The sequence below is a fragment of the Paraburkholderia sp. EG287B genome (assembly GCF_040965595.1).
Lineage (GTDB): Bacteria > Pseudomonadota > Gammaproteobacteria > Burkholderiales > Burkholderiaceae > Paraburkholderia.
Map to the genome: position 1 here is coordinate 243,846 of NZ_JBFRCG010000002.1, position 11,875 is coordinate 255,720.

Sequence of the window (11,875 nt, forward strand, 5' to 3'; positions counted from 1 at the left end):
CCACTCATGAAAGTCTTCGTGACAGGCGCAGGCGGATTTATCGGCGGCACGATCGCGGCGCATCTCGTGCGCGCGGGCCACACGGTGCGCGGCCTCGTGCGCCGGCCCGAGCAGTTCGCCGACCTCGAAGCGCTCGGCATCACGCCCGTACAGGGCGATCTCGACGACCGCGCGACGCTGATGGCGCAAGCACGCGCCGCCGACGCCGTGATCAACGCGGCGAGCAGCGACCACCGCGGCGCGGTCGAGGCGCTGATCGACGCGCTCGAAGGCTCCGGCAAGACGCTCCTGCACACGAGCGGCTCGAGCATCGTGGGCGACGCGTCGGGCGGCGAGGCGACCGCGCACGTCTATCGCGAGGACGCTCTGCCCGAGCCGACCGCCGACAAGGCGCCGCGCGTGGCCATCGACAATCTCGTGCTCGCGGCCGCCGCGCGCGGCGTGAAGAGCGCCGTGCTCTGCAATACGCTGATCTATGGCGTGGGCGCGGTGCCGGGCGCCGCGAGCGTGCAACTGCCGCGGCTCATCCGCCAGGCGCAGAAGAGCGGCGTGATGCGCCACGTGGGGCGCGGCCTGAACATCTGGTCGAACGTGCATGTCGACGACGTCGCCGAACTCTATCGCCTCGCGCTCGACAACACGCCCGCGGGCACGTTCTACTTCGTGGAAAGCGGCGAGGCGAACTTCCGCGACATGACCACGGCGCTCGCCGAAGTGATGGGTCTGGGCGCGCCGCAGGACTGGCCGCTCGCAGCCGCGATCGAAGAATGGGGCTACGAAATGGCGTCGTACGGCCTCGGCTCGAACAGCCGCGTGCGCGGCGAGCGCGCCCGCACGCTGCTCGGCTGGCAGCCGCGGCGCACCTCGGTCACGGACTGGATCCGTTCAGCAATGCCCAAAGTGCCGATCGCGCAAAAATAAGTGTTGTAGCGCACGTAATTGTTGCGTATCCGTAAGGTCGCCCCGCTAAAATCCGAGCGTCTTGCACTAGCCGCCGGCGCGCTGCGCGCCGGTACCGGATACGCCGATGCTCCTCGCGCTGAACTTCTACTGGCTAACCAATCTGCTGGCCATCTTGTTCATCGTCGCGTGCCTCTACGATACGCGCTACGACGAATATGGCACGCTGACGCTCGCCGCCGGCGCGATGGGACTCGTCGTGATGGCGATCGAAGTGCTGCTGCGCCCCGCGTTCGATATGTCGCTCTAACGCGCTTTTTTCACGACTCTTTCGCGACCGGCGCAGCTTTCTTTGTTTGCGCTAACCACTGTCCGCCCAACGCATTTACTGCTTCTCGTGCGCACAGCACGACGCCGGCGCGGGCGCGTCTTCATAGCGATCGTGGTGGCGCATCCACTCGCGCATGTCCTTCTCTTCGTTGCGTCCCTTTGCGGTCAACTCCAGCATCGCATAGGTGCCGATCAGCATCTCCCCGCCGCGCGCGTAGGTCGAATACGTGTGGTACACGTTGCCCGCTTCGTCGCGATAAAACGCGCTGACGCCGGGCAGCTCGTCGCTCATGTAGTCCTGCTCGATGTAGTTGTAGATCGCCTTGCCGCGCGCCTTGTCGGCCTCGCCGAACGACACGTGATAGTCGAAGTTGAAGTCGCTCGCATACGACGATACCCACGGAAAACGCCAGCCCATGCGTTGTTTGAACGCCTCGATCTTCGCGAGCGGCGCGCGCGAAACGGCCACGTAAGTCACGTCGTGATGCTCCAGATGCGGCAGCATGCCGTCCACGTGGTCGGACAGGAACGAGCAGCCCGGGCACCCCTCTTCCCAATCCGGCCCGAGCATGAAGTGGTAAATGATCAGCTGGCTGCGCGGCCCGAATAGCTGCGCAAGCGTGCGCGGGCCTTGCGGTGTCTCGAATGTATAGGTCTTCTCGACCTTCACCCACGGCAGTGCCTGGCGCTTGGCCACCAGCGCGTCCCGTGCATGCGTAAAAGCGCGCTCTTCGGCGAGAAGCGCCTTACGGGCCTCCAGCCATTCGGTCTGCGAAACGATCTTGTGCGATTCCATCTTTCGATTCCTCCTTGCGCTTGAATGAGCGCCGTTCAGTCGAACAGCGCCACCAGTTGATCGATCGAACTCGTCCAGCCCTCGTTGTGCGAGTCGCGCGCTGCTTCGTCGAAGAAGCGTTCGTGCTCGAGCGTGAGTTCGGTGGCGGACCCGTCGGCGCGCAGCGTCACCGTGACGAGCGACTCGCGCTCCGGTGTGCTGCGCCACGCCCACGTGAAGACGAGCTTTGCGTCGGGCACGACTTCGAGATAGGTGCCGCTCACGTCGTGGTCCTCGCCGTTCGCGCCGCGCATGATCACGCGAAAGCGCCCGCCCACGCGCACGTCGGCTTCTGCGTGAATGCAGGTGGTATCGAACGGGTGCATCCAGCGCATCAGTTGCGACGGCTGCGTCCACGCGGCGTAGACGTTCGCGGCCGTGGCGTTGAGGCGTCGCCGGATGGTGAGGCTGGGAGCTTGATGGGCAGCGCTGGGTCCGGCTGCGGGTTGGGTAGACATGCATCTTCCTCCACGAAAGCGGCGAGTCGATCGAGCGTTTCACTCCAGAAGCGTTGATAGTGCGCGAGCCACTGCATCGCGTCCTCCATCGGCCCCGCGGCGAGCCGGCACGCCACGGTGCGGCCGGTCTTCGCGCGCGTGACGAGGCCCGCCTGAGCGAGAACGTCCAGATGCTTCATGACCGCGGGCAGCGACATCGCGAACGGCTGCGCGAGCGCGCTCACCGAGAGCTCGTCGTGCTGCGCGAGGCGTGCGAGCAGCGCGCGCCGCGTGGGATCGGCGAGCGCCGCGAAGGTGCGGTCGAGGGTAGCGTCTTCATACTTAACCATGTGGTTTAGCATAGGCGACAAGCGAGCGATGTCAAGACATGCGTAAATCGTTCGCGAGCGGCGGCGCGCACGGCCGCATCGGCGCCACTAGAATGGCGATTTCTGCGCGCCGCGCCCCGCTATCTCCGCCACGTCACGTCATGCCGTCCAAAATCCGCAACTCGCTGCTCTGGATCTTCGACGCCTTCGAGCGCGAGCCCGGCTATATCCGCAAGCCCATGTTCGGCTGCGACGCCGCGTATCTCGACGGCCTGCTGTGCCTCGTCGCCGCCGACCGCGATCCGCCGTTCAACGGCGTGCTGGTCTGCACGTCGCGGGAGAACCATGCGTCGCTCATCGATGCGATGCCGGCGTTGCGAGTGCACCCCGTGCTCGGCAAATGGCTCTATGTGCCGCAAGCCGATGCGGCGTTCGAAGACACGGCCGCGCAGTTGAGTGCGCTCGTGCTCGCGCGCGACCCGCGCATCGGCGTGGAGCCCAGGCCACGCAAGCCGCGCAAAGCGGGCAAGACGCGCAACAGCGTGCTGCCGGAGTAACGCGCTACACAGCAGCGCGCAAAAGCCACACGGCCCGCGCCGCCGTGAAGCGACGCGGGCCGTGCAGCCGCCCGGGCGGGCCGCCGTGGCCGCCGGGCGAATGACCGGGTCATCCGATGGTCAGATGGCCCAGCCGCCCAGGTAGAACGCGGCCAGCACGCCGGCGATCACCACCGTGCCCACGTTCAGCTTGCGGATCTCGCCGCTCACCACGCGGCCGATCACGAGCGTGCAGAAGCCCAGCATGATGCCCGTGACGATGTTCGCCGTGAGCACGATGAACACGGCGCACACGAGGCCCGACATCGAATCGACCATATCGGCCATGTCGAGGCGGCTCACGCTCGAGAGCATCATGAGGCCGACGTACATCAGCGCGGGCGCCGTCGCATACGAGGGCACGAGGCCTGCGAGCGGCGCGAAGAACATCACCGCGAGGAACAGCACGCCCACCGTGGCGGCGGCGAGGCCCGTCTTCGCGCCCGCTGCCACGCCTACCGTCGATTCGATATAGGCCGCCGCCGGTGCGCCGCCCAGGAAGCCCGAGAAGATCGAGCTGACCGAGTCGGCCGTGAGCGCGCGCCCGCCGTTGACGATGCGCCCGTTCGCGTCGAGCTGGCCCGCCTGCCCCGCCACGGCGCGGATCGTGCCGGTGGCGTCGAACACGGCTGTCATCACGAGCGCCAGCACGCTCGGCAGCACGGCGAGCGAGAGCGCGCCCTTGATGTCCATCGCGCCGATCAGCGAGGCATGGCCCGGCGCCGACAGCGAAGGCCACGCGAACACGCCATGAAAGCTCACGGCCGGATCGATGGCGAGACCGAGCGCCGAGATCGCGACGATCACGATCAGGATCGAGCCCGGCACGCGGCGGCGCACGAGGCCGAAGATCGCGGCGAGGCCGACCACCGAAAGGATCACGGGCAGCGAGGTGATATGGCCGAGCGAAACCGGCAGGCCCGCGCCCGGATTCTTGACCACGAGGCCCACGTCATTGGCGGCGATCAGCAGCAGGAACAGGCCGATGCCGATGCCCGTGCCATGCGCGATGCCGTGCGGCAGGTTGCGCAGGATCCACGAGCGCACGCCCGTCACCGAAATGCCCGTAAACACGAGGCCCATCAGGAACACCGCGCCGAGCGCCACTTCGGGCTTCAGGCCCTTGCCGAGCACGAGGCCGAAGGCGGTGAACGCCGTCAGCGAGATGGCGCAGCCGATGGCGAACGGCAGGCGCGCCCACAGGCCCATGAGCAGCGAGCCGAACGCCGTGGTCAGGCACACGGCCACGAACACGGCGCTGGTGTCGAAGCCCGCCTTGCCGAGCATGCCCGGCACGACGAACACGGAATAGACCATCGCGAGGAAGGTCGTGACGCCCGCAATCGCCTCCTGACGCAGCGAGCTGCCGCGCGCGGCGACGTCGAAATAACGGTCGATGAATCCCGAGGCCGGGCCCAATGCATCTGTGGACTCGACTTCGGCGGCGGTCGCACCGGCAAGCGGCTGCGCGTGGGGTTCGATCATGGTGAGTGCCTCCTTTATCAGCATGCTGAAACGGTTCACGGCTCACCAGCCCGATCCGTCATCAGGTTCGTCTCGAATTGAATTAGTCGTGTCGACGCGTTGCCGGCGCCTTCTTCCACTTCCAGGCGCTCATCGTTTTGACATCTCTTTATGGATGGAGCGAAGGTTAGGCGAACACGATTTGCGCTCCCATCGCACGATTCGCATTGAGTTCATGCCGCGATGCTTATATGCCCGTGTACAGGGCGCGACGTGAGGGCCGGCCCCGCGTTTACACCTGGGCGTGAAGCGCGTCGTTACCGCGCAGACCGGGACCGGTTTCGTATGACGAAGCGCGATCGTCCCGGCGCGGCGCTTGCGGCGAGTTGCCCAGCCGGTCGACCGCGCCGGTCGCCCGCGCCGTTCGCCCGCTCTGTCCGCCGACGCCGTTCGCTCACGCCGTCATTAAGCGGATCGGGCCGGTGCGCGGGTTACACTCACGCATCCCGACCCGGTTTCCCCCTGCCGCGCGCGCGCCGCGCCGGCCGCTCCAAGGAGTTTCAGTAGATGAAACGCGGCTTCTTGCGTTCCACACGTCCCGTTTTTCACTTTCCGTACGCCCTGACGCTGCTGATGCTGCTCACGCTTTCGGGCTGCAGCCTGTTCCGGCCGGCCCCGCCGCCCGAACCGGAAGCGCCCGTGGCCACGGAGCCCGAGCCGGCCGCGAGCGAGCCCGAGGCCGCGTCCGCGCCCGAGGCGGCGAGCGAGCCGGAAACGGAGGCCACGATCAAGCCCTCGCCGAAGAAGCCGCGCCCCGCGCCGGTGCACCGCCGCCGACCGGCGCCGCCGCCGCCCGCGCCCGCCAGCGCCCCGCCGGCGCCGCCCCCGGCGCCCATCGTGCAGGTGCGCACGCTCGAGCGCGGCACCTTCCGCACGCTGCTCGACAGCGAAGTGCAAAAGACCGACGGCAAGGTCGTGGGCCGCGCCGTCGACATGGTCACGGGCCCCGGCGGCAAGCCCGTCGACGTCGTGGTGAACCTGCAAGGCTTCATGGGCATTGGCGACCGCAAGGCCAATTTCCCGTGGAGCGGCGTGCACGTGAACACCCAGGCGAAAACGCCCGCCATCACGCTCGCCCTGCCGGCCAGCCAGCTGCAGATCCCCGACCGTCCCAAGGCCGGTGCGCCGCAGCCCGGCAACCCCGAAGCGAGCGCGACGCGCCTGCCCATGCTCGATGCGGACGTGGAACGCGCCAACGGCGGCAAGGTGGGCCGCGTGGTCGACGTGCTGCTCGACGGCAGCGCCGCCCCGCAAGCCGTGGTGCTCGACGTGAGCGGCACGCTCGAGAAACGTCATACGATCGCGGCCGACTGGTCGGCGCTGCACTTCGTCACGAAGAACAACACGCTCGAAGCGCAGCTCGAAATGAGCGATCAGCAGGTGGATGCTTCGCCGCCCTACGCGCCCGACCAGCCGGTGCACGCGGTGACGCCCGCCGCCCCGCCGCCGGCCCCGGCCCCGGCCGCTTCGGCTGCCTCGGCGGCGCAAGCAGCGCCCGCTGCATCGCCCGTCGCCTCGGCGGCCAATGCCCACGGTGCCAAATGACGGACGGCACCATGCAACAACCCAATCCAAGCCAGCGCAGCGTGCGCGCGCTCGACTGGCTGAACTTCTTCGTCGCGAACGTGCAGACGGGCTTCGGGCCGTTCATTGCCTCGTATCTGGCGTCGCACAAATGGACCCAGGGCGAGATCGGCCTGGCGCTGTCGGTGGGCACGATCAGCGCGATGGTGAGCCAGGTGCCGGGCGGCGCGGCGGTGGACGCCCTGCGCAACAAGAAGGCCGCCGCCGCGTGGGCGATCATCGCGATCATCATCTCGGCCGTCCTGCTCGCCGCGAGCCCGACCGTCGTGGCGGTGATGGCCGCCGAGATCTTCCACGGCTTCGCCAGCTGCATGCTCGTGCCGGCCATGGCGGCGCTCGCGCTCGCGCTGGTGGGCCGCCAGAACCTGGGCGACCGGCTCGGCCGCAACGCGCGCTGGGCCTCGATCGGCAGTGCGGTGGCCGCCGGCCTGATGGGCTTGTGCGGCGAGTACTGGTCGCCGCGCTCCGTGTTCTGGCTGACGGCCGCGCTCGCGTTGCCGGCGCTCGTCGCGCTCGTGATGATCGAGTACGACCAGAACGCCGCCTACGCCAAACCTGCGGCCAGGCCCGGCAAGGCCGGCGCGGCAGTCGCCGGCGAACCGCGCGAAACGATCTTCGACCTGCTGCGCGACCGGCGCATGCTGACCTTCGCGGCCTGTGTGGTGCTGTTCCACCTCTCGAACGCCGCGATGCTCAACCTCGCCGCCGGCGAGGTGACGGCCGGCATGGGCGACAACGTTCAGCTCGTGATCGCGGCGTGCATCATCGTGCCGCAAGCCATCGTCGCGTTGATGTCGCCCTGGGTCGGCCGCACCGCGCAGGCCTGGGGGCGCCGCCCCGTGCTGATTCTCGGCTTTTGCGCGCTGCCGCTGCGCGCGCTGCTGTTCGCCGCCGTCGGCAACCCGTATTTCCTCGTGCCAGTGCAAATGCTCGACGGCCTGTCGGCCGCCGTGTTCGGCGTGATGCTGCCGCTGATCGCCGCCGACGTGGCAGGCGGCAAGGGCCGTTACAACCTCTGTATCGGGCTCTTCGGGCTTTCGGCGGGGATCGGGGCGACGCTTTCGACGGCGCTGGCCGGCTTCATCGCCGATCACCTTGGCAATACGGTGAGCTTCCTCGCGCTCGCGAGCGCAGGCGCCGCGGCGGTGCTGATGGTCTGGCTGGCAATGCCCGAGACGCGCGACGCGCTCGAAGAGGAAAACGCCCGCGATGCCACCGTGTGAGCGGTGCGCCGCCGGGAGGGCCGGTTGCGCCCGCCCCGGCGCACGGTGGCGACCCGCCTTTCGACCGGCAAACGAACAACGGCGCCCCTTGGGGCGCCGTTTTGTTCCTGTGCAGCTATGACATGGGCATGACGAGGTGTGGCTCAGCCGCGTGGCAGATGAACGGGTGGCATACCCGCGCGGGCGACCGGTGCGCCCGGGGACGCCGCGCTCAGGCGGCCAGCGCCTCGTCCAGACGCGCCGCGACCACGGCGTTGGGAAGGTTGTCGAGCTTGCTCGCAAGGATCATCGCATCGGCGTTGGCCGGGCGATGACGGCGATTCGGGCTCGGCCGGAACACCGCGTCGCCGCGGCGGATCTTCTCGCCGGTCAGCGCACAGACCGCGCTGCGGCGCGCCGTGCACACCCGCCACAACTGGTCGGAGTAGCGGCCATAGGTGGCGTCGCTCCAGCAAACGGTGATGCTGTCCCGATCATGCCGCCGGATCAAGGTGATGCCCTGCGCATCCCACGAACGGACGGTGGCGCGCCGCCGGTTGGCCGCCTCCGATGCGCCGCGTGTGATGGGTACCGGTTTGCAGCTTCTGCCGCCTTCGAATTCGCTGTCCAGGCTCAACGGCTCGGAAGCTGCGGACAGAAGGTCAATGGTTTGTTGCCAAACGCTGCCGGTATCTAATTTCGTCATAATGCACCTCGTGCACGTGGAAACGATTCAAATATGCCGGTCGAATAAGCACTCTGCCACGTCCGGATTATAGCGTGTCCAACTCGCAATCCACAGGAAAAACGCAATTTTCACACGATAATGCCAAACGCAAAAAACGAGATGGCAGAGCTTTCAGTTCCGACTGCAAGCCTCCAATGTTGGTTTCTTTACATCCGTGAACTTTTTTGCCGATTTGATGATACTTAACAATCTCGCTGCGGAAAAAATAACCGGTTTCAGGGTGGATGTCACTAGTCGCACGACTTTTCCACATAACTGAATTGTTGCAGCACCCGCTTCGCCGCGCGCAGGCATATAGCCTGAAATGCCCGTCCATGGCCGCTCTCATAGGCTGTACCGGGATCGCACGGACTCCACTCTTACACACGGGACGTGACCGATCAATGAAACGCAATGCACCTATTCGACATAGGTGCATCAGACATATCACATACTAAACGTCAGTCTATTGGACGCGGAATTCTCGCACGAAGCTTGCGTTCTCCACACCCATGGAATATCGAAGCATTCCACTATTCGAAAAGTAATTAATGGATTTCGAATATTGCTTTAGCCGCATTGCCGCGCGCCAATGCCGACATTGTGCAACTCACAGGAGACGAATAGCAACAATACGGTGATCTGACAAGCACTGTCGTCCGCACCGAAAGTCAGCACACTAATCCACCATTGAATCCGCGGATAAAGACAAACGAATGAAGATATCGTGCGGCGCGCGTCTTACGCGCCGCGGCCCTGATCGAGAAATTCGCCGGCGCGCACCTTGAGCATGGCGCCGAAGTCGTCGAGCCAGCCAATGGAAAGCCGCCAGCTCTGCCAGTACAGTTCGACATCGAGCGCGCGGCCGGGCGTGAGTTCGACGAGTTCGCCGCGCGCGAGATGCGGCGCGATCATGCGCTCGGGGCACATGCCCCAGCCCAGACCGTTCAGGCAGCAGCGCAGAAACCCGGCCACGTGGGGAATCCAGTGCAGCGGCGCGTCGATCTGCGCGCGCGTGATACGGCGAATGAAGCGCTTTTGCAGCTGATCCTTGGGGTTGAACTCGACGCACGGCGCGTGGCGCAGCGTGTCGCGCGTCACCCCTTGCGCGAAATGCCGCTCGAAGAACGCCGGCGAGCACACCGCGAGGTAGCGCATGCGTCCGAGGCGCGTCGAGCGGCAGCCCTGCACGGGCTCGGCCTGCGTCGTGACGGCGCCCTGCACGCTGCCGTCGCGCATGCGTTGCGCGGTGTGATCCTGGTCGTCGATCACGAGGTCGAGCAGAACGCCGCGTTCGACGCAGAAGCCCGCCACGGCGTCGATGAACCAGGTGCCCACGCTGTCGTCGTTGACGGCCACGCGCAGTGTCGGCCGCGCCGCCCCCAGCGCGCTCGTGAAGGTCGGCATCGCCCCGCCCAGCTCCGCCTCGAGCAACTGCACGCGCTCCGTGTGACGGCACAGCAGCGCGCCGGAAGCCGTCGCGACGCAAGGCTGGCCGCGCTTCACGAGCACGGTGCCCACGCGCTCCTCCAGCAGCTTCACGCGCTGCGAAACCGCCGACGGCGTGACGTTGAGCGCGCCCGCGGCGCGATCGAACGAACCATGCCGCACGACGGCGGCAAGCGCATCGAGCAAGGCATAGTCGAGCATTAGCGTTCCTTAATCCGGTTAATGAAAATGAGCTTTTCTTATGCGGCTCCTGGCGGCAGACTAGCGCCATTCCCTGTCGATGTCCAATGACCGCAGGCGCCGCGCCCCGCGCCGCCCGCGGCGCCTACTTTCTCCGCAACCGTCATGAACTGGCTCGCTTTCACTCACGGCGCGGCGCTCTGCGCCTCGCTCATCGTCACGATCGGCGCACAAAATGCGTTCGTGCTGCGTCAGGGCATCCTGCGCTCGCACGTCGGCAAGATCGTCCTGCTCTGCGCACTGTCCGACTTCGTGCTGATCGGCGCGGGGGTGGGCGGCGCCTCCGCGCTCGTCGAGCGCTATCCGACCTTCGTGCACATCGTGCTGTACGTGGGGCTCGCCTGGCTCGTGTGGTTCGGCATCGGCGCACTGCGTCGTGCGGTGCGCCCGTCGCACGCAGTGCTGGAGAGCCAGGCCGCGGCGGATGCGCCCGAGCAACGCGCCTGGCCGATCATCCTCATGACGCTCGCGTTCACCTGGCTCAATCCGCACGTGTATCTCGACACCTTCCTGCTGATCGGCACGGCCGGCGCGCGCGAACCGCAGGGCAGCCGCCTCGCCTTCGCGATCGGCGCGATGTCCGTGAGCGCAGTGTGGTTCGTCGCGCTCGGCTACGGTGCGCGCGTGCTCGCGCCGCTGTTCCGGCGTGCGGGTGCATGGCGCGTGCTCGACGGCGCCATCGGCGGCATGGTCCTGTTGATCGCCTTCGCGCAATTGCGCTGAAGTCCGCGAAAGCGCCGAGCGCGCGTTACGCGTTCGCCGCGTTTTCCATACGACCCGCTACTGCGCCGCGCCCCGCGCCTTCTGCTGCTGCAGCAGGCCCTCGACGAGCTCCGGCGACATGTAGTGCGGGCCGTCGAAGAGATACACGCGATAACCGTGATACGCCTCGAGCTGCGGCGCCAGCTCGGCGGCCGTGGCCGCGCGAAAGCCGCCGCCCTGTTTGGGCCGGAACGCCTCCGCGATGATGCGCACGCGCTTGTGGCCCAGATGCGCGGAGAGCGCATCCGCATATTCGCGCGCTGCCGCCGGGCCGCGCGCATAGACGCCGCAGCCGTCCTGCAGCAACACGCCGACATCGCGCGGCAGCCAGGAGTCGAGCCATTTCGCGAGCGCTTCGCCGCCGATGTTGCTGGTGTCGTACACGCTGATCCACAGCGGATGCGGCAGCTTCTTCAGTAGCGGCGCCATGCGTGGCGCGTCGGTCCAGGTGGGATCGACTTCGACCGGAAAATACCAGCCTGTGATGTGCACCGGCGGGCGCACGGCCGCGAGCTTGAGCGAACGATCGACGAGCGTTTCGAGGTTCTCGCGCGCCTTCTTCTCGTCCGAATAGCCCGCGAGGCCGACGATCACGCCGCGCGCCCACGGTTCGCTGGCAATGCGCACCCAGTCGGGCACGCGCGGCGCGGGAATGCCCGCGCCCGCCATGAACGCGACGTCGTCCACGGCGATCCATTGCACCAGCAGCTCGTTGACGCCCAACCGGTCCCAGTCGCCGCGCAAGTCGAGATGGTCGTTGTCGGGCTGCCAGACGATGCCTTGCGCGAGCGCATCCGCGTGTGCGGGCACCTGCAGCGTGCATCCGGCGGCAGCGAGCGCGCACAGCGCCGCGCATGCGAGGCGCGCGTAGCGCGGCCGCGCACGCAAGCGCGTTCGGCTGCCCGCCTCAGCCTCGTCCGCGATGCCTCGAGCCTTTCTGCGCACCATCATCAGGTTTCC

Annotated in this window: 13 protein-coding genes; 6 read left to right on the forward strand and 7 right to left on the reverse strand. The window is 67.1% G+C overall.

From position 1 onward, the window contains the following. Nucleotides 1-6 precede the first annotated feature (6 nt). Entirely contained in the window at nt 7-921 is a 915-nt protein-coding gene (locus AB4Y40_RS03835; protein ID WP_368686506.1) for an NAD-dependent epimerase/dehydratase family protein, read from the forward strand. Between the two features lie 106 nt (nt 922-1,027). Next, nucleotides 1,028-1,210, forward strand: coding sequence for a hypothetical protein (locus AB4Y40_RS03840; RefSeq protein WP_069262451.1), 183 nt, complete (start codon nt 1,028-1,030; stop codon nt 1,208-1,210). Nucleotides 1,211-1,285: 75 nt separating this feature from the next. Here AB4Y40_RS03840 and AB4Y40_RS03845 read toward each other — a convergent pair whose 3' ends face one another. From AB4Y40_RS03845 to AB4Y40_RS03855, 3 genes are read right to left on the reverse strand one after another with little or no spacing between them, the layout of a single operon-like run. After that, nucleotides 1,286-2,026: a DUF899 domain-containing protein gene (locus tag AB4Y40_RS03845; protein WP_368686507.1), complete on the reverse strand. Its 741-nt coding sequence runs from the start codon at nt 2,024-2,026 to the stop codon at nt 1,286-1,288. Nucleotides 2,027-2,061: 35 nt separating this feature from the next. Continuing rightward, nucleotides 2,062-2,391, reverse strand: coding sequence for an SRPBCC domain-containing protein (locus tag AB4Y40_RS03850; RefSeq protein ID WP_368686508.1), 330 nt, complete (start codon nt 2,389-2,391; stop codon nt 2,062-2,064). An 8-nt stretch (nt 2,392-2,399) separates the two neighbouring features. Further along, the gene (locus AB4Y40_RS03855; protein ID WP_368686509.1) at nt 2,400-2,852 is read right to left on the reverse strand and encodes an ArsR/SmtB family transcription factor; all 453 of its coding nucleotides are present in this window, start codon (nt 2,850-2,852) and stop codon (nt 2,400-2,402) included. Nucleotides 2,853-2,992: 140 nt separating this feature from the next. Between AB4Y40_RS03855 and AB4Y40_RS03860 the strand changes: the two genes are divergently transcribed. Next, nucleotides 2,993-3,388 carry a hypothetical protein gene (locus tag AB4Y40_RS03860; RefSeq protein ID WP_368686510.1) on the forward strand — a complete coding sequence of 132 codons (396 nt, stop codon included), beginning with the start codon at nt 2,993-2,995 and terminating at the stop codon, nt 3,386-3,388. 120 nt (nt 3,389-3,508) lie between these two features. Here the strand turns inward: AB4Y40_RS03860 and AB4Y40_RS03865 are convergent, their stop codons facing one another. Beyond that, on the reverse strand, nt 3,509-4,912 hold the full coding sequence (locus AB4Y40_RS03865; RefSeq protein WP_368686511.1) for an NCS2 family permease: 1,404 nt from the start codon (nt 4,910-4,912) through the stop codon (nt 3,509-3,511). Between the two features lie 546 nt (nt 4,913-5,458). On the opposite strand from AB4Y40_RS03865, the gene AB4Y40_RS03870 reads away from it, so the two are divergent. Then, nucleotides 5,459-6,496, forward strand: coding sequence for a PRC-barrel domain-containing protein (locus AB4Y40_RS03870; protein ID WP_368686512.1), 1,038 nt, complete (start codon nt 5,459-5,461; stop codon nt 6,494-6,496). Nucleotides 6,497-6,507: 11 nt separating this feature from the next. After that, complete coding sequence (locus AB4Y40_RS03875; protein WP_368686513.1) at nt 6,508-7,758, forward strand: MFS transporter; 1,251 nt, start codon at nt 6,508-6,510, stop codon at nt 7,756-7,758. Nucleotides 7,759-7,969: 211 nt separating this feature from the next. On the opposite strand, the gene AB4Y40_RS03880 is transcribed toward AB4Y40_RS03875, so the two are convergent. After that, nucleotides 7,970-8,443, reverse strand: coding sequence for a DUF3331 domain-containing protein (locus AB4Y40_RS03880; RefSeq protein ID WP_368686514.1), 474 nt, complete (start codon nt 8,441-8,443; stop codon nt 7,970-7,972). A gap of 762 nt (nt 8,444-9,205) precedes the next feature. Beyond that, nucleotides 9,206-10,114, reverse strand: coding sequence for a LysR family transcriptional regulator ArgP (locus AB4Y40_RS03885; RefSeq protein WP_342925092.1), 909 nt, complete (start codon nt 10,112-10,114; stop codon nt 9,206-9,208). A gap of 144 nt (nt 10,115-10,258) precedes the next feature. Between AB4Y40_RS03885 and AB4Y40_RS03890 the strand changes: the two genes are divergently transcribed. Then, entirely contained in the window at nt 10,259-10,876 is a 618-nt protein-coding gene (locus tag AB4Y40_RS03890; RefSeq protein ID WP_342925091.1) for a LysE/ArgO family amino acid transporter, read from the forward strand. A 57-nt stretch (nt 10,877-10,933) separates the two neighbouring features. Here the strand turns inward: AB4Y40_RS03890 and AB4Y40_RS03895 are convergent, their stop codons facing one another. Then, complete coding sequence (locus AB4Y40_RS03895) at nt 10,934-11,866, reverse strand: hypothetical protein (RefSeq protein ID WP_368686515.1); 933 nt, start codon at nt 11,864-11,866, stop codon at nt 10,934-10,936. Nucleotides 11,867-11,875: the final 9 nt, after the last annotated feature.